This window comes from Kosakonia sp. H02 (genome assembly GCA_030704225.1).
In the GTDB taxonomy this organism is placed as follows: Bacteria; Pseudomonadota; Gammaproteobacteria; order Enterobacterales; family Enterobacteriaceae; genus Kosakonia.
In genome coordinates, this window is the sequence record CP131915.1 from 2,360,346 (window position 1) to 2,385,576 (window position 25,231).

The window sequence follows — 25,231 nt, forward strand, 5'->3', positions numbered from 1 at the left end:
AGTCACTATCGGCAGCGATGAAAAGTTGTTTAATATCAATAAATTTCCCTATCCAAAACTTTCCAGAAAATCCAATTGTATTCAATGTGTTAAATTCGAAAGAATATTTGTGATGCGTATCACGGTTTTCCGTTTAAGAAAGGCATAAGAGATGCGCCGTTCCCCGTAAGGGGTATATCATCGCTTTAAAGATGCATTTAATATACAACTTATAAAATCCACGATGAGGTAACTGCTATGGCTTTCCGCGATCAACCCCTGGGTGAGCTGGCGCTCTCTATTCCGCGCGCCTCCGCACTGTTCCGTAAATACGATATGGATTACTGCTGCGGCGGTAAGCAGACGCTGGGGCGCTCTGCGGCCCGCAAAGAGCTGGATATTGATGCCATCGAAGCGGAGCTTGCGACCCTTGCCGAGCTGCCTATCGACAAAGACTGGCGCGTTGCGGGCCTTGCAGAAATCATTGACCACATTATTGTGCGTTACCACGATCGCCACCGCGAACAGTTGCCGGAACTGATCTTACAGGCCACCAAAGTTGAACGTGTTCACGCCGATAAACCCAACGTGCCACGCGGCTTAACCAAATACCTGACCATGCTGCACCAGGAACTCTCCAGCCATATGATGAAAGAGGAGCAGATCCTGTTCCCGATGATCAAACAAGGCATGGGTTCGCAAACTGCGGGGCCGATTAGCGTGATGGAGAGCGAGCACGATGAAGCGGGTGAACTGCTGGATGTGATCAAACACATCACCAATAACGTGACGCCGCCGCCGGAAGCCTGCACCACCTGGAAAGCGATGTACAACGGCATTAACACGCTGATTGACGATTTAATGGAGCATATCAGCCTGGAAAACAACAACCTGTTCCCGCGTGCCCTCGCAGGCGAAAAATAAAAAGACGCCCGAGAGCGTCCTTGATTCATGGAAGTTTAGAGCCGCCTCGCGGCTCTTTTTTTATGGCTGACGGTTAGCGAGGCGCTTTTTACCGGCATACAGCCAGCCAGCCCCCAGCACGATAAACCACAGCGGCGTGACAATCAGCGCCTGGCGGGTATCCGCTTCCAGGGTCAGCAGCACCAGCACAAAGAGGAAAAACGCCATGCAAACCCAACACATCAATTTGCCCAGCGGCATTTTGTAGTTGGATTTTTCATGCAGTTGCGGGCGCTGTTTACGGTACACCAGGTACGAGCAGAGAATGATCGTCCAGACAAACATAAACAGGATCGCCGACACGGTGGTAATCATGGTGAACGCGGCAATCGCGCTCGGGTTCACGTACAGCATCACCACACCGCCCAGCAGGCAGATGCAGGAGAAGGTCAGGCCTTTTGCCGGAACCGCGCGTTTAGAGAGTTTGGCGAACGCTTTCGGCGCAACGCCATCCTGCGCCAGGCCAAACAGCATACGGCTGGTGGAGAAAACGCCGCTGTTAGCCGAAGAGGCCGCTGACGTCAGCACCACAAAGTTGATAATACTCGCCGCCGCCGGAATACCGACCAGCACGAACAACTCAACAAACGGGCTTTTATCCGCCACGACAGAGCCCCACGGCGTCACTGACATGATCACAATCAGCGCGAAGACGTAGAACATAATGATGCGCACCGGAATCGAGTTGATGGCGCGCGGCAGGGATTTCTCCGGATCTTTGGTTTCCGCAGCCGTGGTGCCGACCAGTTCAATCCCGACAAACGCAAAGACCGCAATCTGGAAACCGGCAAAGAAGCCGCTAATGCCTTTCGGGAACCAGCCGCCGTCATTCCACAGGTGCGTAAATGAAGCTTCCACGCCGGTGGGTGATTTAAAGTGCATCAGCACCATGCCCACCCCGACGAGGATCAGCGCCACAATGGCGACGATTTTGATCATCGCGAACCAGAATTCCATCTCGCCGAACATTTTCACGGTCGCAAGGTTAAGGCTCAGCAGCACAACCACCACCGCCAGGGCCGCGACCCAATCGGCAAGGCCAGGGTACCAGAACTGGGCATAGGCGGTGATGGCAACCACGTCCGCCATACCGGTTACCACCCAACAGAACCAGTAAGTCCAGCCAGTAAAATACCCTGCCCACGGCCCGAGCAGATCGGCGGCAAAGTCGCTAAAAGATTTGTATTCGAGGTTTGAAAGCAGTAATTCGCCCATCGCACGCATAACGAAAAACAGCATAAAACCAATGATCATATACACAAATATGATCGACGGGCCGGCGAGACTAATGGTTTTGCCGGAGCCCATAAACAAGCCAGTACCAATGGCTCCGCCGATGGCAATAAGCTGAATATGCCGGTTTGTGAGATTGCGCCGTAACGACTGTTCAGCCGGGGCCTGTTCGTCGGCCACGACTTTAACCTGATCTACCATGTTGTATTCCTGTCTGTGTTGTTGGGCTCTGCTGGCCTTTTACTGTCTGCTCCGCCCTTAAAGGACGCATCGATATTAGGTAAGAATCGGCGGGATGAATACTCAGAATTAAATCGAATGTTAAATATTTGTTTAAAGTGAGTGTTATATCACCTTGCGAACGAGAAACAGCTCACAAAAATACACCCGATTGTGCGCTTTGCAAGATAATATATCGGTAATAGTTTTATTAATGAACGATTCGCTCAGCGTAAACACCTCTCCCCTGTCGAAGAGAGGTTTTTTATGTCGGGGAATTACAGAATTTCCAGCAGTTCCACTTCAAAAACCAGCGTGCTGAACGGCGGAATAGATGCGCCAGCGCCGCGCTCGCCGTAAGCGAGATTGTGCGGAATCGTCAGTTCCCATTTCGAGCCAACCGGCATCAGGGTCAGCGCTTCAATCCAGCCTGCGATAACGCCGTTAACCGGGAATTCAGCCGGTTCGCCGCGTTCAACGGAGCTGTCAAATACGGTACCGTCGATAAGCTTACCGGTGTAGTGCACGCGAACACGGTCGGTACGTGCCGGGATTGCGCCGTCGCCCTGGTTGATTACGCGAAATTGCAGACCGGATTCGGTGCTGTTCACGCCTTCACGCTCACGGTTTTCGTCGAGATATTTCACGCCTTCCGCAGCCATTTCTTCGAAACGGGAGCGACGAACGGCATCGGCACGTTCATGAATTTCACGCAGGGCGCGATGGACAACATCCACCGGCACGGCAGGTTGTTTGCCCGCCAGCGCGTCCGCGATACCCGCAACCAGCGCTTCAGGTAACAGCCCTTCTAACCCGGATTCGCTCAGCTGCTGTCCTACCTGCAAACCAATGCCGTAGCTGGCTTGCGCTTCGATCGTGTCAAAAGTTGGGGTGGTCATGGGTTTTCCTTCCATCGCTTTTTAAAGTAGCGCGCAGCATAACAGCCGGGCTGCGCCGGGTACAACTTTGTCACAGGAAAGATGACAAATCGCAGGGAAAGGGAAAGAATACAACACGTAAGTAAAAATCCTAATTGCGGTCACAAAACGCCGTTTTTACACTGTCTTTCAGACCGTTAAACCCGGCGGACGCCGCCCTTGAAAGATTAAAGTGTATATACTCAACGAGACAGGATATTAAATGACGCGGAGCAGGAGGAAAGCCATGCCCGGGCGATTTGAACTGAAACCTACCCTTGCGAAGATCTGGCATGCCCCGGACAACGTTCGCCTGATGGACCCGCTCCCGCCTTTCCACCGTCGTGGCCTGATCTTCGCCGCTTTACTGGTGGTGATTGGTTTCCTGTTACCGACGCCGGATACGAATGCACCGCCAACCTCTTCCGGTACACGCGATGCGCAGCTTGATTTCCCGTCATCCACTCAGCCTGAACCAGCGCCGCCGCAGATCGTCAACGATCCTCAGCAAAACGCGCCCAGCGCCGAAGAGTCAATGCAACAGCAGGAGCCTGTAGAGCAGCAAGCGCCTGCCACGCAAAACACTCCGCCACTGGCTTCCACCAGCGGGATTGAACAGCAGTGGCGCACCTACCGGGTTGAAGAGGGAAAAACCCTCGCCCAGCTTTTTCGCGATCATAAATTGCCGCCAACAGATGTGTACGCCATGGCGAAAGTGGAAGGCGACGGGAAACCGCTGAGCAACTTGCAAAACGGCCAGATGGTGAAGATTCGCCAGAACGCCAACGGTGTGGTTACCGGCCTGACAATTGAGACCGGCGGCCAGCAGGTGCTGTTTACTCGCCAGCCGGACGGCAGCTTTATCCGCGCCCGCTAAATCACTGCGCCGGGCGACGTTTACCCGGCGCGTTTATTGACCCACCAGATCCCCGAACAGACCAGCACCAGCGCCACCGCGTATTTGATATCCAGGATCTTCTCGCCAAGGAAAATGGCGGAGAGCACTGTTCCCGCAACCGGCACCACAAAGTTGAACGGCGCAATCATGCTGACGCGGTTCACTTTCAAAAGCACGCTCCACAAGGCAAAAGCCACCGATGAGAGCAGTGTCAGGTAGGTGAGCACCGCAACCGCCGCCGCACTCTCGACAGCCAGCGTACCGCCTGTAAGATAGCCGCCTGCCAGCAGCGCGACGCTACCGATCGCCAGTTGCCAGCCGGTCATTACCGTTGGATCGACAGTCTGGGAGATGCGTTTGCCATACAACGTGGCGGCAGACAAGATAAAAGCCGCCAGCACAATGAAGCCATCGCCATTCCAGACAAAGCGAAAATCCCGCAAGCCGCTGTGAAAGTTCACCAACATCACGCCAGCAAACCCCAAAATACAGCCCAGGGTTTTGTTATAGCTCAGCTTGTCGTTCTGATAAATAAAGTGCGCCAGCAGCACGCTAAAAAAGGTGCCGGTCGCATTCATGATCGAGCCATTAACGCCCGTGGTGAAGGCCAGGCCAATATAGAAAAAGGTGTATTGCAGCGTCGTTTGCGTCAGCCCGAGAACCGTCAATTGCCCGAACTGCGTAGGCGTTAACCGGCCGATGGGTTTACGTTGCGCCAGGGCAAACAGCAACAACAACGCGCCGGCAAACAGAAAGCGGTAACCGGCAAACACAATTTTTGATGGAATATCATCGGTGGCGATGTGAAAGAGTTCGTAGCCGCTTTTGATAGCCGGATAAGAGCTACCCCACAGCAGACAACAGAGTGTAGCGCAGGCATAAGCGACATGGCGACGGGCAAAAACAGGTGTGGGCAGAGCGGAGTCCATGACAAATCTCAAAATTAAAATTATGTTTCAATTTAGTATCTGAGAATGTGTATGAAATAGCTACCCTGGAAGACCGGAAATGCGGGCAAGGGCCAAAAAGCAAAACGCCGACACAAGGTCGGCGTTGCTACGTTATGTCAGAGTAAATAATTACTCAGCAACAACGTTTACAGTCAGCTTAGCGAATACTTCGCTGTGAACCTGGAAGTCCACTTCGTGCTCACCGGTAGTACGCAGAACGCCGTTCGGCAGACGAACTTCGCTCTTAGCCACTTTAACGCCAGCTGCGGTTACAGCGTCAGCGATATCGCGGGTACCGATGGAACCGAACAGTTTACCTTCGTCGCCTGCTTTAGACGCGATGGTAACGTTGCCCAGTGCATTGATTTGCTCAGCACGAGCGTTAGCAGCCGCCAGAACGTCAGCCAGTTTGGCTTCCAGCTCAGCGCGACGTGCTTCGAAATACTCAACGTTTTTCTTGGTAGCCGGAACAGCTTTACCCTGCGGTACCAGGAAGTTACGAGCATAGCCCGCTTTAACGTTAACCTGATCACCCAGGCTACCCAGGTTTGCTACTTTATCAAGCAGAATAACTTGCATTACCTTATCCTCTCAAAGTCGTATTAATGGACCGTGACCGATTACTGATGACGATCAGTGTACGGCAGCAGGGACAGGTAGCGAGCGCGTTTGATAGCGCGTGCCAGCTGACGCTGATATTTTGCACGGGTACCGGTGATACGGCTCGGGACAATCTTACCGCTTTCGGTGATGTAGTTTTTCAGCGTAGCGATATCTTTGTAATCAATCTCAACAACGCCTTCCGCGGTGAAACGGCAGAACTTGCGACGACGGAAATAACGTGCCATTTGGCTAGTCTCCAGAATCTATCAATTCAATCTGCTCGGCATGCAGAACCATTTTGCTCAGGCCGTTCTTTGCCTTGTGGCAACTGATGAACCCCTGAACGGTTACTGCGCTACCGACCGTTATACTGTGAGTAATGGCCTGGTTCTCCTGCCCGCTGATTATTACAGGCATTTGGCACCACGCCTGCCGGTGAAAACCGGCTTCCTCCTGCACAGAACGGTGCTCAAGCACGAACTGGCAGTGAGGAATTCCTGAGGGGCTGACCTTTCGCAGCGGCGTCCTGCACACAGTGCCGGACAACACCAGTCGGTTGGCCATCAGTAATTACTCTTCAGAATCCCCAGCATCTGCATCATCTGCGGTTTCGTTAGCGAAATCATCGCGACGCTCACGGCGCTCGTCTTTCGCTTTAACCATCGGAGATGCTTCGGTAACAGCGTGTTTAGTACGCATCACCATGCTACGGATAACGGCATCGTTGAAGCGGAAGTTTGTTTCCAGCTCATCGATAACTTCCTGCGGGGCTTCAACATTCAGCAGAACGTAGTGCGCTTTGTGCAGTTTGTTGATCGGGTAAGCCAGCTGACGGCGGCCCCAGTCTTCCAGACGGTGGATCGTGCCTTGCGCACCGGTGATAGCACCAGTGTAACGCTCGATCATGCCCGGAACCTGTTCGCTCTGGTCAGGATGGACCATAAAAACGATTTCGTAATGACGCATCGAATTGCTCCTTACGGATTATTCAGCCTCCTGTCTGGGTCAGCCGAGGCCCGGGGAGGCAAGGAACGTGTTAAAGGTCGGCTGAAAAATTGACGCGTCATAATACTGATCTCCGCCCACTAACTCAAGGTTCATTGCACAAATAATTCGCACGCAACGCAAAGAGGGCTGCCCAATGCGGATTAAAATTAAACAAAACGCATTACGGCATTTTTTTGAACGATAGCATCAGAAATGGTCGCGATACGTTGGCAGGCAAGCAAGTACACTTTCTACAGGCCTCAAACATAAGGAGGAGAGATGTTCAAAAGATAATATTCAAAGACGTACCGGAGCGTAACATCATGAAATACATCGCATTATTGATCGCAACATTGCTACTCAGCGCAAACGCCGCAGCAGCAATAAAAATCACCGACCAGCAAGCCCGCAACATGGATGATGTGCACAGCTTAGGCGTTATCTACATTAATCATAACTTCGCCACCGCTGATGAAGCCGATCGGGCTCTTAATCAAGAAACTGACGCCCAGGGCGCAAAATATTACCGCACCATCCTGACCCACGAGCCAGGCAGCAACGGGAACATGCACGCCAGTGCCGCCATTTACCGCTAATTGCGGACTTCACGCCTTGCACTGCGGCCCTGCAACAGGGCCGCAGCTTAAAGATGACGCGTAAAAAAGCCCACCGCCGCGTCCAGCGCTTGCGGGGTAATACGATGCCTGACTCCCGCTTCCCATTGATACGTCAGATGGGTATCCAGCCCCGCATCGGCTAAAGCTTGCTGCAAGCGGAAGGATTCACCCGCTGGCACCACATCATCCTGCTCCCCATGCCAGAGCAGTAACGGGCGATCGGCGATCCGCTCTAACTGTGAACCCACGTCCCACTGCGCCAGCGGCGCGATAATCGCATCAAACGCCTGCGCGTCATTGGTGACATCCAGCGGCGGAAACAGCGTGCGGGCAAGGGAGGTGAAATAACCCGATCCCATCAGGCTGGCAACGCAGCGCACTTCCGGGTGATGGGTCATAATGCCAAGCGCGGTCATCCCGCCCATCGACGCGCCACCCACCCCCAGGCGGCTGTCATCAATCAAATCCTGGCTTTTCAGCGCATCTTGCAGCGCGGGAAACTCTTCAATATTGCCCTGCAAGATTTGCCAGAACTGGCGCAAGCGCCGTTGCCCATCGCCACCAAAACGCGCGCCGTGATCCGGGGCATCGGGCATAACTACGCGAAAACCGGCCTGCGCCAGCGCCACGGCAAAATAGCTATAGACCAGTTTTGATGACGTGAAACCGTGGTAAAACACCACGCAAGGCAGAGGTTGCGTACGTTTTCCCGCCGGGAAAGCATGCAGCGCCTCAATACCAGCAAAATGGTCTGACTGAATTTCAATCATTTCCCCTCCTTGATCTATAGTGCAGATATGCCACTGGCAAACTGGCGGCGCAAGTCAGATTTCGCATTAGCATCCGGCGCCATGAGATATAGATTACGCTTTCAGGCGACTTTCATTCGAAATAAGTGCTCGAGCTAACACTTCGGGAACATTCCCTCAAAGTGAAATTAATCAGGAACTACACTATGGCTATCAGGAGACATGAGAACGCAATGCGCGCCTTGCTGCCGCTACTGTTTGCTGTTTTGCTCAGCGGCTGTGCCGCACTGGCAGGTAAGCCGCAACCCGCACCGCCGGTCAGCAGCAGCCCGCAGGAAATCAACCGCAATCAGACGCAAAGCCTGCAACAAATCGGCGCTGTAAGCGTGACGGTATTGGGTTCTCCCATGGATGTGGAAGCGGCCATCAAAGCCAAAGCCACCGCCGCGAAAGCGGATTATTACGTCATTATTATGATGGATGACACCGTATTTCCCGGGCGCTGGTTCGGACGAGCCCTGTTATACCGGCAGTAGCGAGGCGTTGATTTTAAGGACTTTTACACTGCCTTTGCGTCCATTGATGTTCTTCTGTGCACTATAGGGTTTTTCATCCCTTGCGCGAAAGGAAGCCCTGACTGAAACGGGGTACGTAAAATGGAGCTGACAATGAAACGATCTCTCGCTTTAAACTCACTGTTGCTTTCCACGGGAATGCTGAATACAACAGCGCAGCCTGCGGAGTTCGCCAGTGCCGACTGCGTAACGGGATTAAACGAAATCGGGCTGATTTCCGTCGACAATGTGTCCGGCAGCCTGCAAGACGTCGAGCGCGTTATCGCCCTGAAAGCCGATGAACAGGGCGCATCCTGGTATCGCATCATCCGCATGCAGGAACAGAAGCAGGTCGACTACTGGCAAGTGCAGGCTATTTTGTACGCTTGAGTCGTTTTGAAAAAGCCACCAAATCAGGGTGGTTTTTTTATGCCCCTACATTCATTAAGATTATGTTATCTTAAAGATGCATCATTGTAATATTTAGTTACAAACATACACTAAATGTTGTCCGGTTTGTGCCGTTGAAGGTGGCACACACATAGAATAACGGACACATTATGAGCGCCTTATTTCGCCGCACCGGCCTCGGTGCAAAGCTCTCTCTGCTCACTGGCGCAAGCGTAGCAACGCTTTTCCTCTTATTTACTTTTCTGATGAGCAATAAAGCCAGCCAACAACTGGAAACGCTGGCCATGGAAGACCTGCACAACCAATCCACCGGCGTGGTGGACATGGTTGAAATGTTCAACAGCAGTCTGAGTGAAGAGGTTGAAAGCTACACGCGTTTGTTCAGCAGTTTTCTGCCGCAGCCACTGACCATCGACCCGCAACAGCGCCGGGAAATTAACGGTATGGATGTACCGTTATTTAAAGGTGGCGACGTTGAGCTGCATAACAATAACGCCATTCCTGATGACTTCCTCAACCGCACCGGCGCGATTGCCACACTGTTCGTGCGTAGCGGCGAGGATTTTGTCCGCGTCGCCACGTCCCTGCGTAAAGAGAACGGCGATCGCGCCATTGGCACCAAACTCGATCACACCAGCCCCGCCTTCGCGCCGGTAACAAAAGGCGAGGTTTATCGCGGCCTGGCGCTGCTGTTCGGCAAACGCTACATCACCCAATACCAGCCGGTGAAAGATGCCAGCGGCAACGTCATTGCCATTCTTTTTGTTGGCGTCGATATCTCCCGCTCCTGGGAGGTGATGCGCAATAAAATCCTTGGGCGCAAGCTGGGTGAAAGCGGCCATTTCTTCGTGATTGACCGTAACCCTGGCAAAAACTACGGCAGCTACTTATTCCACGATACAGAGGAAGGCAAACGCCCGCAGTGGGATGAAAAAGATCTGCAAACCCTGCTGAAAAACGACAGCGGGACGCTGACACAGCAAAGCGCTGATGGCCGCACGCTGCTGCTCTCTTATACCGCCCTGCCCGGCTGGAACTGGACGATTGTCGGTGAAGTGGATAAAGCCATCCTGCTTCAGGGTGTCACTACCATGCGTAACCAGTTTCTGCTGGCAGGCGTCGTAGTTTCCCTGCTGTTCGCCGCGTTATTTGTGGTGATTATTCGCCGCTGGCTGTCGCGCCCGCTGCGTAGCGTAATCGATCTGGCCCAGCAATATGCGGCAGGCGATCTGCGCGCCACGCTGGCGGTCGATCGCCAGGATGAAGTGGGTCAGTTGATTAACGCTATCAACGGTATTGGTGATGGTCTGCATAAAATCGTGCTACAAGTGCGTGAATCCGCCGCCGAGATAAACCTGGGGACGAATGCGCTGGCGTCCGACAGCAGCGAGATCAGCGATCAGATCAACAAGCAGGCCAGCAGCGTAGAAGAGACTTCCGCCAGCATGGAGCAAATTGCCGCCACCGTGCAGCAAACCGCCGCCAATATGGAGCAAACGCAACATCTGGTGAATGAGACCACCGAAGCGGTGCAAAAAGGTGGCAAAACGGTGGATCACTCCGTCGCCACGATGGAAGACATTCGCAGCGCCTCGCAGCGTATTGCCGACATTACCCACGTGATTGAGTCCATTGCCTTCCAGACCAATATCCTCGCCCTCAACGCGGCGGTGGAAGCGGCGCGCGCAGGTGAACATGGCAAAGGGTTTGCCGTGGTGGCCCAGGAAGTGCGCGCGCTGGCGGCACGCAGCGCCAACGCGGTGAAAGAGATCGAAGCGTTAATTGGCGACACGCTGAAGAAAGTGGGCGAAGGCCATGCCCAGTCAGAAGCCACGCGCATTGCGATGCAGTCGATCATCAGCCATATGAACAATATCAACCAGTTAGTGCATGAAATTAATCATGCCTCCCACGAGCAATCGGCGGGCATCAACCAGGTGAATCTGGCAATGACACATATTGGCGATGCAACGCACATCAACGCCGGACGCGTGACGCAGAGCGAAGAAACCGCCCGTCTCCTGCGGGAGAAAGGCGCGCATCTGAGTGAGCTGGTAAGCCTGTTCCGCCTGAAAATGGATTAATTCACCCCACCCGTGGCGCGCAGCAGCAGATCGTTTTTCACCTGCTCATCGATCTGCGCAGTGCCACGGGTATCCAGCATCATCTGGCACCATGCCTGCGCCATTGGCGGCGAAGCGTGGCGCAACATTTGCGCCCCCGCGCCCAGCCGCCAAAGCTGTTGCGTTATCTCCCGCCCCTGCGCTTCGTCCGGCTTACGCAGCCGCTGTTGAAGCTGTCGCCAGGCGCGCTCAAAATGGCGATCCCGCCCTTTTACTGCGGCGAACTCTTCGTTTAACAGCTCCATAATGCCCGGCTGTTTTGCCAGCACGCGCAACACATCCAGGCACATCACATTGCCGGAGCCTTCCCAGATGCTGTTTACCGGTATTTCGCGATACAGGCGCGGCAGCTCGTTATCTTCGCAATAGCCAATGCCGCCGAGCACTTCCATCGCTTCGGCGACAAACGGAATGCCGCTTTTACACACTGCAAATTTCGCCACCGGCGTAAACAAGCGCGCCCACAGCGCTTCTTGCGGATTACTGCGGCTATCCCACGCGCGCGCGAGGCGAAACAGCATCGCCGTTTGCCCTTCAAGCTGGAGCGCCATGCGGCTAAGCACTTCGCGCATTAATGGCTGATCGACCAGGTTTTTACCGAACGCCTGCCGCCGGTGCGCGTGGTACAACGCCACGGAAAAGGCGCGACGCATCAAGCCGTGGCTGCCGAGTGCGCAATCAAAGCGCGTCAGCCCGCCCATTTTGAGGATCTGGCGTATACCGTCGCCCTCTTCGCCCAGCAACCAGCCGCTGGCGTCGCAAAATTCCGCTTCGCTGCTGGCATTCGAACGGTTACCGAGTTTGTCTTTTAGCCGTTCGAGGCGCACGCCATTGCGCTGGCCGTCGGGCAGAAAACGCGGCACAAAGAAGCAGGAAAGCCCGCCTTTCGCCTGCGCCAGCACCAGATGCGCATCGCTTTGCGGCACCGAAAAGAACCATTTATGCCCCACCAGCCGGTACTCATCGCCGCTTTTTTCCGCCCGCGTGGTGTTGCTCAGCACGTCGGAGCCGCCCTGTTTTTCCGTCATCCCCATGCCAATAAGCAGCCCGCGTTTCTGGCCGCCAGGCAGCATATGCGGATCGTAACGGTCGCTCAAAAGCGGTTTCAGCCAGTGGTGAAAAGGTAGCGGGATTGACTGTCGCAACAGCGGCGTGGCGGCAAAGGTCATGGTGATGGGGCAAAGCGTGCCGGATTCTACCTGCGCATGGAGCACAAAACGCGCGCTGCGGGCAACAAAGGAACCGACGCGCGCCTCCTCTTCCCACGCCAGGTTATGCACGCGATTGCCGCACAAGCCCTGCATCAGCAGGTGCCAGGCCGGATGAAAGCGCACATCATCGAGCCGCTCGCCGGTGGTGTCATAGCGCAACAATTCCGGGGGATAGGCATTCGCCAGCCTTCCCAGCTCCAGCGACTCGGCTGTTCCCAGTTGCTGACCAATGCTGGCGAGCAGCTCGGCGTCCCACGCCGCGCCTTCGCGCATTACCGCATCGTATAGCGGGCGGTCAGACAGAAATAAGTTGCTGTTATGCAACGGGATGGGTTGGTTAAAAACGGTGTGGGTTTGCCAGTGCATACTGTCTCCCTCCTTCAGTGGCAATCACCGTAAGTATGGACAGCCCGCACCGATGCTGCATGGAAGTGGTATCACATAGCCGCGATAATGCGGCGATCATTCGTGAAATAGCTCACACAATATAAGAATAATATATTTCCCACCTGGCATTGTTGTTGAATAATTTATTCTCACCCTGCCAAAGAGAACCATTATGACTTCACCTCACCTTGCGCCGGACGCGCATAAACGTGCGTTAATTGCCGGCTCGATCGGCAACTTTATCGAGTGGTACGAATTTGCGGTGTACGGTTTTCTCGCCACCGTTATCGCAAAAAATTTCTTCCAGCTTGCAGGCGACGCGGGGCTAACCAGCCTGATCCTCACTTACGCCTCCTTTGCCATCGCTTTTTTCTTCCGCCCGCTCGGGGCCGTGGTTTTTGGCCGTATCGGCGACAGGCTCGGGCGTAAACCGACGCTGATTATCGTGCTGGTATTAATGACGCTGGCAACCGCCGCCATCGGCGTAGTGCCGGTTTACGCCAGTATTGGTATCGCCGCGCCGCTCATCATCACCGGCCTGCGCATTTTGCAGGGCCTGTTCGCCGGGGGCGAATATGGCGGCGCAGTGTCGCTGATGACGGAGTTCGCCCCGCGCGGCAAACGCGGCCTGTACGGCGCATGGCAATCCTTCACCGTCGCGCTGGGGTTATTAACCGGCGCGGGCGTGGTGGCGCTGCTTTCCGCCCTGCTCACACCCGAAGCGTTGCATGACTGGGGCTGGCGCATTCCCTTCTTCCTGGCGCTGCCAATGGGCGTAGTGGCGCTGTGGCTGCGGGTCAGCATGGAAGAGACGCCGAGCTTTGTGCAACAGCAGGAAAAACCGCTGGCTGAACGGGCAGACACGATTGCCACGCTAAAAGCGATTGTGATGGGGATTGGCCGGGTAATGGTCTGGTCCGCCGCGGGTTATACCTACCTGGTTATCATGCCGGCGTATCTGCAATCGGCGCTGCATACCGGGTTTAACCAGGCGCTGCTGATTGCGGTTATCTCCAACATTGGCTTTGCGTTGACGATTATTCCCTCCGGTATCCTGAGCGACCGTATTGGTCGGCGCACGGTGATGGTGATTGCGTCGCTGCTGCTGTTGATTCTCGCTCTGCCGCTGCTGAAGGTTTTGCAGGCAGAATCCAGCACGCTGGTGGTGAAAGCTGCTGTGGTGCTGATTGCTGGCGGGCTGGTCGGGATGCTGGCAGGCCCCGGCCCGGCGATGCTGTCGGAGATGTTCCCGACGCGCGTGCGCTATACCGGGCTTGGCGTGGCGTATTCCCTGTCGAACGCCATTTTTTCCGGCTGCGCGGGGTTGATTATTACCGGCCTGATTAAAGAGACCGGTAATCTCGATATTCCGGCCTATTACGTGATGGCAACGGCGGTGGTGAGTATTGCGGCGTTGATGACGCTCAACAAGGGCGACCATTTGCGGTCGTTAGAAGAGTAGGCCGGGTTCCCCCGGCGCAAACAAAATCAACTGCGCTGACGCACCGCTTCAAACAGGCAAATACCGGTGGCAACAGAGACGTTCAGGGATGAAACGCTGCCCGCCATCGGGATGCTTATCAGCTCATCGCAGTGCTCGCGGGTCAGGCGGCGCATACCTTCGCCTTCTGCGCCCATCACCAGCGCCATTGGGCCGGTCATTTTGCTCTGGAACAGTGTGTGATCCGCTTCGCCTGCGGTGCCGACGATCCAGATATTCTCTTCCTGCAACAGACGCATGGTGCGCGCCAGGTTGGTGACGCGGATGAGCGGGACGTTTTCCGCCGCGCCGCTGGCCACTTTTTTCGCCGTCGCGTTCAGTTGAGCAGATTTGTCTTTCGGCACGATCACCGCATGCACGCCCGCCGCATCGGCGCTACGTAAACATGCGCCCAGGTTATGCGGATCGGTCACGCCATCGAGGATCAAAAAGAAGGGTTGTTCGAGGCTGGCGATCAGATCCGGCAGATCGTTTTCCTGATACTGACGCCCCGGTTTCACGCGTGCAATGATCCCCTGGTGCACCGCGCCTTCGCTTTTCTCATCCAGATACTGGCGGTTCGCCAACTGGATAACCACGCCCTGCGCTTCCAGCGCGTGGATCAGCGGCAGCAGTCGTTTATCTTCGCGGCCTTTCAGAATAAACACTTCCTGAAAACGCTCGGGAGCGCGCTCCAGCAGGGCCTGCACCGCATGGATGCCGTAAATCATTTCACTCATTGAGGGTACTCATTTGGGGCGGTTTGCGCCGGGTTATATAAGGCGTGATAGAAATCACCGGCGCTCATTATAACCAACCCACGCCTCAGGTCGAACTTAACCATTCGCGACCGCGTGGCTTCCCCAGGCTTTCTGGCAGCACGGTGAGCAGGCTATTGGCGTAATACTCATTGCTTCCACCTTTCGTTGTGACAGTTTGTGTTTCCCGACACCGGGAGGGTTGCGTTAACTCAAGTGCCGCTTCGCCTCAAGGCGCACGCGGTGCAGCACATGCTGTTTGATCTCGCTGTATTGCGGATGTCCAGCGATGGTTTCGATATCGCGCTGGCGACCAAACGGCAGGGTAATCTCTTCGACGATTTTCCCCGGCCGCGCCGACATCACCAGGATGCGATCGGCAAGAAACAACGCCTCTTCCACATCGTGCGTGACGAACAGCAGCGTGGTGCGCGTTTCCAGCCAGGCTTCGCGCAACAGTTCCTGCATCATTAAGCGCGTCTGCGCATCCAGCGCGCCAAAAGGCTCATCCAGCAATAAAACGTCCGGGCCAGGCAGCCAGGCGCGCGCCAGCGCAACGCGCTGTTTCATGCCGCCGGAAAGCTGCCACGGCGCATGGTGCTCAAAGCCTTTCAGCCCGACGCGTGCCAGCCAGTCCAGCGCCTGCGCGTTGACGTCCGCTTTGCGATGTTTGCCAAGCCTCGGGCCGAAGGTGACGTTATCCAGCACCGACAACCACGGAAACAGGTTCGGCTGCTGGAAGATCATCCCGCGCGATGGGCCAGGCTGTTGCACGGCTTTGCCACCCGCCAGCACCTGGCCGCTGTCGGGTCGGGTAAACCCGGCGACCAGGTTGAGAATGGTGGATTTGCCGCAGCCGGACGGCCCCAGCAGCACGACAAATTCCCCCGGCGACAGCGCCAGCGAGACCTCTTCCAGCACGGTTAACGGTTGCGGTTTTGCGGCAAACGTCAGGGAGACGTTTTCCAGTGCAATTTGTGCAGTCATCACTCTTTCCCCGCCCAGGGCACCAACGCGCGTTGCAGCCCCAGCAATAATAAATCCAGCAGATAGCCAATGCCGCCGAGCAGCAGAATGCCGAGCATGACGATATCGGTGCGCAGATACGAGCTGGCGTTAATCACCATCCAGCCGAGCCCCGAACTGGCGGCGACCATTTCGGCGGCGATAAGCGACGTCCAGCCAATGCCAATCGACAAACGCACGGTGGTGAACAGTTCCGGTAAGGCGTCCGGCAGCACCACGCGCAGGAAGATCTGCCCTTTTGACGCGCCCAGGGTTTGCGCCACGCGGATCCGTGCGCGACCAATACGCTCCACCGCCGCGCTGGCACCCACCACCACGCTTAAAAATGTGGCGATAAAGATGAGGAAAAATTTCGACGACTCGCCAATCCCCAGCCACACCACCGCCAGCGGGATAAGGGCGATTTTGGGCAGCGGGCGCAGGAACTGCACAAACGGGTTAAGGACGGCGGAAAGCCCCTCCGATAACCCCATCAGCAGCCCGAGCGGAATGCCGATAATAATGGCGACGGCAAAAGCGCTGAGCGCCCGCGCCAGGCTCACGGCAATGTGCTGCCACAGCGGCACCTGGCGGTAACCGTCGGCGAGCAGTTCTTGTGCCGTCAGGCCGATGTCGGTGAGTGAGGGCAGCAACAGCGGATCGACCCATTGCCGGGTCGCCGCCACTTGCCAGAGCACAAAAAAGATCGCCACCGACATCACACTGATGGCGACATGTTGACGCAATTTCATTTTGCCGCTGCCGCCGCTTCGCGAATGTAACGGGAGTCGATGGCGTTATCCCAGTTCGCCGGAATGTCGCGTTTGCGGATTTCGCCAATCCCGGCGAGGAAGTTCGACGTTTTGCTCAATGCTTTGCCGATCCCGCTGTCGGAGGTTTGCGTGCCGTCACCCAGCCAGGCCGCCGTGCCCTGCTCGCTCAAGCTCGGGTATTCCAGCCCGCCAAGGGTATTGGTCGCAGTGGTCAACGGCGCGCCGACCTCTTTGGCGACAATCGCGGCGGCGCGTTCAGGATCTTTTCTGAACTCATCCACTTTCTGCTGGTGGACACGCAGGAAAGCGGTGACCGCTTCCGGGTACTGCTCAGCAAAGGCTTTGCGCACTACGTAGTTGTTGTAAATCAGGTAGCCATCTTTTTGCAGATCTTTGGTGGCGAAGACTTGATGGCCGCCGGAGGACTCCAGTTCCTGGGCGAACGGTGCCCAGACATAACCAGCATCAATATCGCCACGTTTCCAGGCCGCTACCATTTCTGCCGGGCGCAGCGGCAACAGGGTGATTTTGCTGCGGTCGAGTTTATTCACACTGATTGCCGCTTCCAGCGCATATTGCGCGGTGGAATTGGGCGGATAGGCCACGCGTTTGCCTTCGATATCGCGAATATTGTTAATGCCGTCTTTACCAATTAAGCGTTCGTAACTGGCAATCACGCCGGAAACACCAATAATTTCTACCGGTAATTTACGCACAATTCCGGCGGTTGCCGGGCTGGAGCCAAAATTGGCAATATCAATGGCGTTACTGGCGAAATAACTTAATGCATCGGCACCGGAGGCAAATTGCACCCACTGCACTTTGCTGTTTAAGGCTTTATCCAGCGAGCCATCGGCTTTTGACAACATTAATACTTGCGAACCGCCGCTGTAGGCGACGCGGACTTCATTTGGGGTTGCTGCGAAGCTGGCGTGAGCCCATAAGCTACCCGCTGCCAGTAATAAGCAGAGACTCTTTTTCATTTTATTTGACCTTTAGTGTGTTAGCGCCAAAACACTATATCGACAGGCTGGCGTTTTATTTATTCAAATTATTGCTTTGGGTATGCGGGAAATAAGAATGGCGATACTCCAGCCATATTTGCGCGCAGCGCTGTGCGAGTAATTGCGCCGGATCGTGAGCAACTGAAAGAGACGGCGCCGCCACTGCCTTCAGCGCAACCGGCACTTCAGTACAGGCGAGCAGCAACTGTTCGGCACCCCGTGCCAGCAGCGCACGCGCTTGTGAGTTGAGCAGGTCGCCACCGACATGCAACGCCCCGCGTTTCACCGCATAACAGCCCGGCACAAACCACTGCGCCAGTTCATCCTCATTAGGTAGCAGCACCTCGATGTTGTGCGCCGCGAGACCCTGCTGATACCAGCCTGCATCCAGCGTACCCTGCGTGGCGATAAGCCCTACCCGCTGCGGTCTTTGCGCCAACGCCAGCAGCGCATCGATAGAGGCATCAACAATATGCAACAGCTTAGCTTCACTGGCGCGGCTGAGTTCGTCAAACCAGTGATGGGCGGTGTTGCAGGGAATGACGATATGGCTTGCGCCAGCCTGGTTGAGTTTTTCGATACCGTACAGCAGTTGCGGCAGTGGCGACGGGCCCGTGCCCGCCAGCGCTTTTTGCCGGTCGGCGATTTGCGGCACGTTCCACACCACTGACGGCAACTGCTGCTGATCACTGTCGGCGGGCGTGGCTTCCAGTAATTTGTGCTGAAAATCGAGCGTGGCGAGCGGCCCCATGCCGCCCAGCACGCCGAGTAAAAAGGGCCTAGCCACGATGATGCGCCTCAAGAACCTGGCGATAGCCAAACAGCCCGGCTGATCCACCGGTATGGATAAACACCACGTTTTCATCGTGGGTGAAATGGCCTTTACGGATCAAATCGATAAGCCCGGCTGCGCCTTTCCCGGAGTAAACCGGGTCAAGCAGAATGCCTTCGTGGCGCGCGAACAGCGTCAGCGCTTCCAGCATACTTTCTGTCGGCAGGCCGTAGCCGTCGCCCACGTAATCGCTGTTGGCGACCACCGTCTCACGCGGCAATTCGCCCGGTACGCCGAGCAGTTCGCGGGTGCGCGAGGCCAGATTCCAGACGTTCTCTTCCTGCTTCGCTTTGGGCGCGCGCACGCTGATACCCAGCACCGGCACATGGCTGTTGGTGGCGGTAAACCCGGCAACTAATCCGGCTTGCGTGCCGGTGCTGCCGGTGGCGTGCACCACCTGATCAATGCGCAGACGCAGTTGTGAGGACTGGAACAGCAGCTCTTCGGCGCAGCCGACATAGCCCAGCGCCCCAATAGCATTAGACCCGCCGCCGGGAATGACATACGGGTTTTTAAATCCCTGCTCACGCAGTTGTTCCGCGTACGCTTCCATCGCTTTTTGCATATCCGTGCCGCCCGGCAGATGCGCGACTATCTCGCCGCCCAGCAGTTCATCGAGCAGCACGTTGCCGGACCGCTGGTAATCTTCGCCGAAATCGGTGACGCGTTTTTCCAGCAGCACCTTAGTGGGTAAGCCGAGTTTCGCCGCTCCGGCGATGGTCTGGCGGACATGGTTCGACTGCGTTGCGCCCTGAGTGATAATCACATCGGCATTCAAGGCCTGCGCATCCGCCAGTAAAAATTCCAGTTTGCGGGTTTTATTCCCGCCAGTGGCAAGCCCGGTGGCGTCGTCGCGTTTAATCCATAATTTCGGGCCGCCCAGAAACGCGCTTAAATTTTCCAGCGGCTCTAACGGCGTGGGGAAATGGCCTAATGACAGGCGGGGAAAACGAGCCAGATGCATAATCGCTCCTTGCAAAACAGAGATACCCGCCGCATGTTGCGTCGGGTGAATTCGGTGAATTAAAAATGAATATTCACTATATCTTTCTGTGTGCGCAGGCTAACGATAAATAATAAATATCGATGTGCGGGAAATGACTAACGCATAAAAGCCTTCATTTTTCGATGGCTTTTATTTTAGGTTTCATTCAATGAACGTCAGTTTTGTCGAATCTGTAGTTTGCGTGATGAAAGCGCCATTATCGCTGTCACCTTTGATCCACATTTTCCCCATCACAGGGTCATCTGTTTCGTGATACCCAATGGCAACAAGATAGCGCTGAATAGCTACAATATCGGCTTGCCCTGCATACTCGATCTGACTTGACTGAGGGGAGGGGCCGTCGGCGGCTCTGAAATGTAACATGACAACATCACTGAAATGAGGAGCGTTTTTTATTTCATTAGGGGTCAATAGACGGTATGCCAGCCAGTCTGACGGTGTGTAATCAACGCTGTCAGCCATAATAACCGAACAAAATTTATACAAGACTGCGGACAGCAACAGAAGGATGCAAATGGAGCCGTATGTTATCACTTTTCTCATCGGAACCTGTCCAGGGGCTTACGCCCTACATTTATAAGCACACCATTGTTTGAAATGACCTGAACGGTATCTCGTGAAAAGTCATTATAGGGTTGAACGGATTTCAGGTACGAAAAATTAGCGAGCCGGAAATTCGATTTAATTTCAGTACAATGAGTGCACACCAAGACGGCTAAAAATTGCTTTTTACCCGCCTGATAGCGCGGTGGAATTCTGCGGCTACCGTTTTTGCCCGCAGTGCCTTTTTTGGGAGCGATTTTATTTTGGAGGCGCTGCGTAAGAAAAGTTTATTCACCTTCATACACGCGCAGGATCTGCTCCTGGCGGTTCCCAACCGCAACGCATTTACCCTCAACCATGCTGATGTAGTAATAAGACGGATTGGGCATATGCTCCATCATCCAGGGCAATTCTTCAGAATATTTAGAGTCGGAAGTGGAGATTTGCCAAACCGGCTCGCCATTGAGCGTCATGGGGCAGGCCTCATGATAACGTTCATCCCAGCCACGCCCACTTTGTTGCGCGTAATGCTTTGCTATCGCAAGAGCCTTTTCTTGTGTGATCACCGCTGCACTCCATACCAGACGCTATCCATAAATAAAAAAGCCCTTCTCGATGGAAGGGCCTGGAGGGTATTACTGCGCGGTTTTCTTTTTCGCCGCGCGTTTTGCTTTGGTGGCGGCGGCGATTTTTTGCGTTTTACTCGACGGGGTTTTGGCTTTCTTCGGTTTACCCTTGCCAGCCTCGCCCCGGAAAGCGCTATCTGGCTCAAAGTTTACTTTCTTGCCAGCCTGGCGGCGCGGTGGCTTTCTGTTGCCGCCGTTTTTGCCTGCGGCGCCTTTTTTGCCGCGTTCGCGCTCGGTTTTACCCGGATTGCGCGGGCCGCGCTCGCTGGAGATCAGGGAGAAGTCGATTTTGCGTTCGTCCATGTTCACCGCTTCCACCTTCACTTCCACCCGGTCGCCCAGACGGTAGGTTTGCCCGCCGGATTCGCCAATCAGACGCTGGCCCACCTGGTCGAAACGGTAGTAGTCGTTATCCAGCGAAGAGACATGCACCAGGCCGTCGATAAACAGATCGTCAAGACGCACAAAGAAGCCAAAACCGGTGACGCTGGCGATAACGCCTTTGAAGGTGTTGCCCACCTGATCCTGCATAAAGTCGCATTTCAGCCAGTCCGACACATCGCGGGTGGCTTCATCCGCGCGGCGCTCGGTCATCGAGCAGTGCTGGCCCAGTTGCAGCACCTCTTCCATACTGTAATGCCAGCCGCCGGTTTCGGTGCTGTTGCCCTTCAGCCCTTGCTCTTTCGCCAGCAGATACTTAATGGCGCGGTGCAGGGACAAGTCCGGGTAACGGCGGATCGGCGACGTAAAGTGCGCGTAGGATTGCAGCGCCAGGCCGAAGTGACCGCGGTTTTCCGGATCGTAAATCGCCTGTTTCATCGAGCGCAGCAGCATGGTTTGCAGCATTTCGTGATCCGGACGATCGGCGATGGATTCCAGCAGCGCGGCATAATCGCGCGGCTCCGGTTTATTACCGCCCGGCAATTCCAGACCCAGCTCGGCGAGCACGGTGCGGAACGCGGTAATTGCATCGTTAGTCGGTTTATCGTGAATACGGAACAGCGCTGGCTCTTCGGCTTTCTCCACAAAACGCGCCGCAGAGATATTGGCGAGGATCATGCACTCTTCAATCAGTTTGTGCGCGTCGTTACGCTGGGTCTGTTCAATGCGCTCAATGCGGCGCTCGGCGTTGAAGATAAACTTCGCTTCTTCGCTCTCAAAAGAGATCCCGCCGCGCTCGGCACGTGCCTGGTCGAGCACTTTGTAGAGGTTATGCAGCTCTTCGATATGTTTTACCAGCGGCGCATACTGCTCGTGCAGTTCACGATCGCCTTGCAGCATGTGCCACACTTTGGTGTAGGTCAGGCGCGCGTGGGAGCTCATCACCGCTTCGTAGAACTTGTAGCCGGTCAGACGCCCTTTCGACGAGATGGTCATCTCACAGACCATGCACAGGCGATCCACCTGCGGGTTCAGGGAGCATAAACCGTTGGAGAGCACTTCCGGCAGCATCGGGATAACCTGCGACGGAAAGTAAACGGAAGTGCCGCGATTGCGGGCTTCGTTGTCGAGCGGCGTGCCGTGGCGCACGTAGTAGCTCACATCGGCGATGGCGACCCATAAGCGCCAGCCGCCGCCGCGTTTTTTCTCGCAGAATACCGCATCATCAAAGTCGCGGGCGTCTTCACCATCAATAGTCACCAGCGGCAGGTCGCGCAAATCGACGCGCCCGGCTTTCGCCTCTTCTGGCACCTGCTCTTTCAGCCCGGCAATCTGTTTTTCGACTTCCGGCGGCCACTGGTAAGGAATTTCGTGGGTGCGCAGCGCCATATCAACGGCCATGCCGGTACCCATGTTGTCGCCGAGCACTTCGACGATTTTGCCCAGCGCTTTGGTGCGGCGAGTCGGGCGCTGCGTCAGCTCCACGACCACCACATAACCCATGCGCGCGCCCATGATCTCTTCGGGCGGGATGAGAATATCAAAGCTCAGACGGCTGTCATCCGGTACCACAAAACCGACGCCGGCATCGGTAAAGTAACGACCGACGATCTGGCTGGTTTTCGGCACCAGAATGCGCACGATGCGCGCTTCGCGGCGACCTTTACGGTCGGCACCCAGCGGCTGCGCCAGAACCTGATCGCCGTGGATGCAGGTTTTCATCTGTTCGCTGGAGAGATAGAGATCGTCCTTGCGGCCTTCGACGCGCAGGAAACCATACCCATCGCGATGGCCGATGACCACGCCTTTCAGCAGATCAAGACGCTCCGGTAAGGCGTAGCACTGACGGCGGGTAAAGACCAATTGCCCGTCGCGCTCCATGGCACGCAAGCGGCGACGCAGGGCTTCGTTTTGTTCTTCGCCTTCGATATTTAACTCAATGGCCAGTTCATCCCGGCTGGCGGGCTTTTCGCGTTTTGAAAGGTGGTCGAGGATAAATTCGCGGCTGGGAATGGGGTTGGTGTATTTTTCAGATTCGCGTTCGAGGAAAGGATCTTGTGACATAGCGGTTCCTCCGTTGTCAGCTCTGGTGGAAATTTTCGTCATTCCACCAGCAATAATTTGTAAAGCGGTTGATTCTCTTCAACCAAATCGGCAAGCGTGTAGTTATCCAGTTCCTTGAGGAAACTCTGTACAGCTTTAGAAAGTGCTATTTTCAGGCGGCAAGCGCTGGTGATGTGGCAAAACTCGCTGTTGCAATTCACCAATGTCAGCGGCTCAAGAGAGCGTACGACATCACTGATGCGAATATCTCGCGCGGGTTTGCCCAGACGGATCCCCCCGTTTTTCCCACGTACGGCCGCAACATAGCCTTCACGACTTAGCTGATTGATTATCTTAACCATATGATTACGGGACACGCCATACGTTTCTGTGACTTCAGTAATGCTGGTCATTTGTCCTGCCGGCAATGACGCCATGTAGATCAGGGCGCGTAAACCGTAATCGGTAAAGCTCGTTAACTGCACATCAACCTCAATGACAGGGAAAAATGAGATACCCGCAGGTATTGACTCTATTGATGATAAACCAGCCACCTGTCAGGTCGCTAATTTATTTGAACAGAAGGGTGAAATAAGCGAGGAAAAGGGCGCGAAAATCGCGCCCCAAAACAGCATTATGCGTCGAACGGATCGCGCAGAATCATGGTTTCCGTACGATCCGGACCGGTAGAGATGATGTCGATCGGTACGCCGGTAAGTTCTTCAATACGTTTGATGTAATTCAGCGCTGCCTGCGGCAAGCCGCTGCGATCTTTCACACCAAAAGTAGATTCAGACCAGCCAGGCATGGATTCATAAATCGGCTCAATACCTTCCCAGTTATCGGCGGCCAGTGGCGTGGTGGTCACTTCGCGGCCATCCGGCATGCGGTAAGCGACGCAGATTTTCACCTCTTTCAGGCCATCCAGCACATCCAGTTTGGTCAGGCAGAAACCAGACAGGGAGTTGATCTGCACCGCGCGGCGTACCGCAACCGCATCCAGCCAGCCGGTACGACGACGACGACCGGTGGTCGCGCCATATTCGTTACCCTGTTTGCAGAGGAACTCGCCAATATCATCAAACAGTTCCGTCGGGAACGGACCCGCGCCCACACGGGTGGAGTACGCTTTGATGATACCCAGCACGTAATCGACGTAACGCGGGCCAAGACCAGAACCGGTGGCGACGCCGCCCGCAGTGGTGTTGGAAGAGGTTACGTACGGATAAGTACCGTGATCGATATCCAGCAGCGTACCCTGCGCGCCTTCGAACATCACGAAGTCGCCGCGTTTACGCGCCTGATCCAGCAAGTCGGAAACGTCCACGACCATGGCGGTCAGGATGTCGGCGATTGCCATTACATCGTCCAGCACTTTCTGGTAGTCAACAGCGTCCACTTTGTAGAAGTTCACCAGCTGGAAGTTGTGATATTCCATCACTTCTTTCAGTTTGTCGGCGAAAGTGGCTTTGTCGAACAGGTCGCCAACGCGCAGACCGCGACGGGCAACTTTATCTTCGTACGCAGGACCGATGCCGCGGCCGGTGGTGCCGATAGCTTTCGCACCACGCGCTTTTTCGCGCGCGACATCCAGTGCAACGTGATAATCAAGGATTAACGGGCATGCTTCAGAGAGCAGCAGACGTTCGCGAACCGGGATACCACGGTCTTCCAGTTCTTTCATCTCTTTCATCAGCGCAGCCGGTGACAGCACAACACCGTTACCGATGATGCTGGTTACGTTTTCACGAAGAATGCCTGATGGAATAAGATGGAGGACGGTTTTTTCACCGTTGATTACGAGAGTATGGCCTGCGTTGTGACCGCCCTGGTAGCGTACAACATATTTGGCCCGTTCAGTCAGAAGATCGACAATCTTCCCTTTACCTTCGTCACCCCATTGGGTGCCCAGTACGACGACGTTGTTACCCATTTTAAAAATCACCGATTGCTTAAAAATGGATTCTACCACCGCTTTT

General features: G+C 55.2%; 27 protein-coding genes. 7 read left to right on the plus strand and 20 right to left on the minus strand.

Annotated elements, in window-relative coordinates; genetic code table 11:
• Positions 1 to 237 precede the first annotated feature (237 nt).
• Positions 238 to 903, plus strand: coding sequence for an iron-sulfur cluster repair protein YtfE (ytfE, locus tag Q5705_11165; protein ID WLI75168.1), 666 nt, complete (start codon positions 238 to 240; stop codon positions 901 to 903).
• 60 nt (positions 904 to 963) lie between these two features.
• Here the strand turns inward: ytfE and cycA are convergent, their stop codons facing one another.
• A complete protein-coding gene (gene cycA / locus Q5705_11170) occupies positions 964 to 2,376 on the minus strand; it encodes a D-serine/D-alanine/glycine transporter (protein ID WLI75169.1) in 1,413 nt (470 codons plus the stop codon).
• Positions 2,377 to 2,672: 296 nt separating this feature from the next.
• On the minus strand, positions 2,673 to 3,293 hold the full coding sequence (fklB, locus tag Q5705_11175) for an FKBP-type peptidyl-prolyl cis-trans isomerase (GenBank protein ID WLI75170.1): 621 nt from the start codon (positions 3,291 to 3,293) through the stop codon (positions 2,673 to 2,675).
• Positions 3,294 to 3,558: 265 nt separating this feature from the next.
• On the opposite strand from fklB, the gene Q5705_11180 reads away from it, so the two are divergent.
• Positions 3,559 to 4,188, plus strand: coding sequence for a LysM-like peptidoglycan-binding domain-containing protein (locus Q5705_11180; protein ID WLI75171.1), 630 nt, complete (start codon positions 3,559 to 3,561; stop codon positions 4,186 to 4,188).
• 20 nt (positions 4,189 to 4,208) lie between these two features.
• Here the strand turns inward: Q5705_11180 and Q5705_11185 are convergent, their stop codons facing one another.
• The 5 genes from Q5705_11185 to rpsF all read right to left on the minus strand — a co-directional run bounded on the left by Q5705_11185 (position 4,209) and on the right by rpsF (position 6,728).
• Positions 4,209 to 5,138, minus strand: coding sequence for a DMT family transporter (locus Q5705_11185; GenBank protein ID WLI75172.1), 930 nt, complete (start codon positions 5,136 to 5,138; stop codon positions 4,209 to 4,211).
• Positions 5,139 to 5,288: 150 nt separating this feature from the next.
• Complete coding sequence (gene rplI / locus Q5705_11190) at positions 5,289 to 5,738, minus strand: 50S ribosomal protein L9 (protein ID WLI75173.1); 450 nt, start codon at positions 5,736 to 5,738, stop codon at positions 5,289 to 5,291.
• Between the two features lie 41 nt (positions 5,739 to 5,779).
• Entirely contained in the window at positions 5,780 to 6,007 is a 228-nt protein-coding gene (rpsR, locus tag Q5705_11195; protein ID WLI75174.1) for a 30S ribosomal protein S18, read from the minus strand.
• A gap of 4 nt (positions 6,008 to 6,011) precedes the next feature.
• Complete coding sequence (gene priB, locus Q5705_11200; GenBank protein WLI75175.1) at positions 6,012 to 6,326, minus strand: primosomal replication protein N; 315 nt, start codon at positions 6,324 to 6,326, stop codon at positions 6,012 to 6,014.
• A gap of 6 nt (positions 6,327 to 6,332) precedes the next feature.
• Positions 6,333 to 6,728, minus strand: coding sequence for a 30S ribosomal protein S6 (rpsF, locus tag Q5705_11205; GenBank protein WLI75176.1), 396 nt, complete (start codon positions 6,726 to 6,728; stop codon positions 6,333 to 6,335).
• A gap of 344 nt (positions 6,729 to 7,072) precedes the next feature.
• Here rpsF and yjfY point away from each other — a divergent pair, with 344 nt between their 5' ends.
• Positions 7,073 to 7,345 carry a DUF1471 family protein YjfY gene (yjfY, locus tag Q5705_11210; GenBank protein ID WLI75177.1) on the plus strand — a complete coding sequence of 91 codons (273 nt, stop codon included), beginning with the start codon at positions 7,073 to 7,075 and terminating at the stop codon, positions 7,343 to 7,345.
• Positions 7,346 to 7,392: 47 nt separating this feature from the next.
• Here yjfY and yjfP read toward each other — a convergent pair whose 3' ends face one another.
• On the minus strand, positions 7,393 to 8,136 hold the full coding sequence (gene yjfP, locus Q5705_11215) for an esterase (protein ID WLI75178.1): 744 nt from the start codon (positions 8,134 to 8,136) through the stop codon (positions 7,393 to 7,395).
• A gap of 185 nt (positions 8,137 to 8,321) precedes the next feature.
• Between yjfP and bsmA the strand changes: the two genes are divergently transcribed.
• The 3 genes from bsmA (at position 8,322) to Q5705_11230 (ending at position 11,164) form a co-directional block, all read left to right on the plus strand.
• Positions 8,322 to 8,651, plus strand: coding sequence for a biofilm peroxide resistance protein BsmA (gene bsmA, locus Q5705_11220; protein ID WLI75179.1), 330 nt, complete (start codon positions 8,322 to 8,324; stop codon positions 8,649 to 8,651).
• A gap of 120 nt (positions 8,652 to 8,771) precedes the next feature.
• Positions 8,772 to 9,059 carry a DUF1471 family protease activator YjfN gene (gene yjfN, locus Q5705_11225; protein WLI75180.1) on the plus strand — a complete coding sequence of 96 codons (288 nt, stop codon included), beginning with the start codon at positions 8,772 to 8,774 and terminating at the stop codon, positions 9,057 to 9,059.
• Positions 9,060 to 9,229: 170 nt separating this feature from the next.
• On the plus strand, positions 9,230 to 11,164 hold the full coding sequence (locus Q5705_11230; protein WLI75181.1) for a Cache 3/Cache 2 fusion domain-containing protein: 1,935 nt from the start codon (positions 9,230 to 9,232) through the stop codon (positions 11,162 to 11,164).
• On the opposite strand, the gene Q5705_11235 is transcribed toward Q5705_11230, so the two are convergent.
• Positions 11,161 to 12,780, minus strand: a complete 1,620-nt coding sequence (locus Q5705_11235; GenBank protein ID WLI75182.1) for an isovaleryl-CoA dehydrogenase — start codon at positions 12,778 to 12,780, stop codon at positions 11,161 to 11,163. The two genes, Q5705_11230 and Q5705_11235, sit on opposite strands and share 4 nt — an antisense overlap.
• Positions 12,781 to 12,973: 193 nt before the next feature.
• Here Q5705_11235 and Q5705_11240 point away from each other — a divergent pair, with 193 nt between their 5' ends.
• Complete coding sequence (locus tag Q5705_11240; GenBank protein ID WLI75183.1) at positions 12,974 to 14,263, plus strand: MFS transporter; 1,290 nt, start codon at positions 12,974 to 12,976, stop codon at positions 14,261 to 14,263.
• Between the two features lie 26 nt (positions 14,264 to 14,289).
• Here the strand turns inward: Q5705_11240 and rlmB are convergent, their stop codons facing one another.
• From rlmB to purA, 11 genes are all read right to left on the minus strand, one after another.
• Positions 14,290 to 15,021, minus strand: coding sequence for a 23S rRNA (guanosine(2251)-2'-O)-methyltransferase RlmB (rlmB, locus tag Q5705_11245; protein ID WLI75184.1), 732 nt, complete (start codon positions 15,019 to 15,021; stop codon positions 14,290 to 14,292).
• A 225-nt stretch (positions 15,022 to 15,246) separates the two neighbouring features.
• The gene (locus Q5705_11250) at positions 15,247 to 16,026 is read right to left on the minus strand and encodes an ABC transporter ATP-binding protein (GenBank protein ID WLI75185.1); all 780 of its coding nucleotides are present in this window, start codon (positions 16,024 to 16,026) and stop codon (positions 15,247 to 15,249) included.
• Entirely contained in the window at positions 16,026 to 16,796 is a 771-nt protein-coding gene (locus Q5705_11255; GenBank protein ID WLI75186.1) for an ABC transporter permease, read from the minus strand. Before Q5705_11255 ends, Q5705_11250 begins: the two co-directional genes overlap by 1 nt.
• Positions 16,793 to 17,800, minus strand: a complete 1,008-nt coding sequence (locus Q5705_11260) for a glycine betaine ABC transporter substrate-binding protein (protein WLI75187.1) — start codon at positions 17,798 to 17,800, stop codon at positions 16,793 to 16,795. The genes Q5705_11255 and Q5705_11260 overlap by 4 nt, the downstream gene beginning before the upstream one ends.
• Positions 17,801 to 17,855: 55 nt before the next feature.
• A complete protein-coding gene (locus tag Q5705_11265) occupies positions 17,856 to 18,608 on the minus strand; it encodes an amino acid racemase (GenBank protein ID WLI75188.1) in 753 nt (250 codons plus the stop codon).
• On the minus strand, positions 18,601 to 19,617 hold the full coding sequence (locus Q5705_11270) for a D-cysteine desulfhydrase (GenBank protein ID WLI75189.1): 1,017 nt from the start codon (positions 19,615 to 19,617) through the stop codon (positions 18,601 to 18,603). The genes Q5705_11265 and Q5705_11270 overlap by 8 nt, the downstream gene beginning before the upstream one ends.
• A 183-nt stretch (positions 19,618 to 19,800) precedes the next feature.
• A complete protein-coding gene (locus Q5705_11275; protein ID WLI75190.1) occupies positions 19,801 to 20,202 on the minus strand; it encodes a hypothetical protein in 402 nt (133 codons plus the stop codon).
• A 287-nt stretch (positions 20,203 to 20,489) separates the two neighbouring features.
• Positions 20,490 to 20,768, minus strand: a complete 279-nt coding sequence (locus tag Q5705_11280; protein ID WLI75191.1) for a hypothetical protein — start codon at positions 20,766 to 20,768, stop codon at positions 20,490 to 20,492.
• 69 nt (positions 20,769 to 20,837) lie between these two features.
• Positions 20,838 to 23,273: a ribonuclease R gene (gene rnr, locus Q5705_11285; GenBank protein ID WLI75192.1), complete on the minus strand. Its 2,436-nt coding sequence runs from the start codon at positions 23,271 to 23,273 to the stop codon at positions 20,838 to 20,840.
• A 38-nt stretch (positions 23,274 to 23,311) separates the two neighbouring features.
• The gene (gene nsrR / locus Q5705_11290; GenBank protein ID WLI79015.1) at positions 23,312 to 23,737 is read right to left on the minus strand and encodes a nitric oxide-sensing transcriptional repressor NsrR; all 426 of its coding nucleotides are present in this window, start codon (positions 23,735 to 23,737) and stop codon (positions 23,312 to 23,314) included.
• A 149-nt stretch (positions 23,738 to 23,886) separates the two neighbouring features.
• Positions 23,887 to 25,185, minus strand: a complete 1,299-nt coding sequence (purA, locus tag Q5705_11295; protein ID WLI75193.1) for an adenylosuccinate synthase — start codon at positions 25,183 to 25,185, stop codon at positions 23,887 to 23,889.
• Positions 25,186 to 25,231: the final 46 nt, after the last annotated feature.

Bases quoted from the DNA above. Each gene is read 5' to 3' on its own strand.
- yjfP (WLI75178.1), bottom strand. From the start codon at position 8,136: ATGATTGAAATTCAGTCAGACCATTTTGCTGGTATTGAGGCGCTGCAT.
- Q5705_11255 (WLI75186.1), bottom strand. From the start codon at position 16,796: ATGAAATTGCGTCAACATGTCGCCATCAGTGTGATGTCGGTGGCGATC.
- bsmA (WLI75179.1), top strand. From the start codon at position 8,322: ATGGCTATCAGGAGACATGAGAACGCAATGCGCGCCTTGCTGCCGCTA.
- Q5705_11275 (WLI75190.1), bottom strand. From the start codon at position 20,202: ATGAGAAAAGTGATAACATACGGCTCCATTTGCATCCTTCTGTTGCTG.
- Q5705_11240 (WLI75183.1), top strand. From the start codon at position 12,974: ATGACTTCACCTCACCTTGCGCCGGACGCGCATAAACGTGCGTTAATT.
- Q5705_11180 (WLI75171.1), top strand. From the start codon at position 3,559: ATGCCCGGGCGATTTGAACTGAAACCTACCCTTGCGAAGATCTGGCAT.
- Q5705_11185 (WLI75172.1), bottom strand. From the start codon at position 5,138: ATGGACTCCGCTCTGCCCACACCTGTTTTTGCCCGTCGCCATGTCGCT.
- Q5705_11270 (WLI75189.1), bottom strand. From the start codon at position 19,617: ATGCATCTGGCTCGTTTTCCCCGCCTGTCATTAGGCCATTTCCCCACG.
- rplI (WLI75173.1), bottom strand. From the start codon at position 5,738: ATGCAAGTTATTCTGCTTGATAAAGTAGCAAACCTGGGTAGCCTGGGT.
- priB (WLI75175.1), bottom strand. From the start codon at position 6,326: ATGGCCAACCGACTGGTGTTGTCCGGCACTGTGTGCAGGACGCCGCTG.
- rnr (WLI75192.1), bottom strand. From the start codon at position 23,273: ATGTCACAAGATCCTTTCCTCGAACGCGAATCTGAAAAATACACCAAC.
- yjfY (WLI75177.1), top strand. From the start codon at position 7,073: ATGAAATACATCGCATTATTGATCGCAACATTGCTACTCAGCGCAAAC.
- rlmB (WLI75184.1), bottom strand. From the start codon at position 15,021: ATGAGTGAAATGATTTACGGCATCCATGCGGTGCAGGCCCTGCTGGAG.
- fklB (WLI75170.1), bottom strand. From the start codon at position 3,293: ATGACCACCCCAACTTTTGACACGATCGAAGCGCAAGCCAGCTACGGC.
- yjfN (WLI75180.1), top strand. From the start codon at position 8,772: ATGGAGCTGACAATGAAACGATCTCTCGCTTTAAACTCACTGTTGCTT.
- ytfE (WLI75168.1), top strand. From the start codon at position 238: ATGGCTTTCCGCGATCAACCCCTGGGTGAGCTGGCGCTCTCTATTCCG.
- cycA (WLI75169.1), bottom strand. From the start codon at position 2,376: ATGGTAGATCAGGTTAAAGTCGTGGCCGACGAACAGGCCCCGGCTGAA.
- rpsF (WLI75176.1), bottom strand. From the start codon at position 6,728: ATGCGTCATTACGAAATCGTTTTTATGGTCCATCCTGACCAGAGCGAA.
- Q5705_11235 (WLI75182.1), bottom strand. From the start codon at position 12,780: ATGCACTGGCAAACCCACACCGTTTTTAACCAACCCATCCCGTTGCAT.
- rpsR (WLI75174.1), bottom strand. From the start codon at position 6,007: ATGGCACGTTATTTCCGTCGTCGCAAGTTCTGCCGTTTCACCGCGGAA.
- Q5705_11250 (WLI75185.1), bottom strand. From the start codon at position 16,026: ATGACTGCACAAATTGCACTGGAAAACGTCTCCCTGACGTTTGCCGCA.
- Q5705_11230 (WLI75181.1), top strand. From the start codon at position 9,230: ATGAGCGCCTTATTTCGCCGCACCGGCCTCGGTGCAAAGCTCTCTCTG.
- purA (WLI75193.1), bottom strand. From the start codon at position 25,185: ATGGGTAACAACGTCGTCGTACTGGGCACCCAATGGGGTGACGAAGGT.
- Q5705_11260 (WLI75187.1), bottom strand. From the start codon at position 17,800: ATGAAAAAGAGTCTCTGCTTATTACTGGCAGCGGGTAGCTTATGGGCT.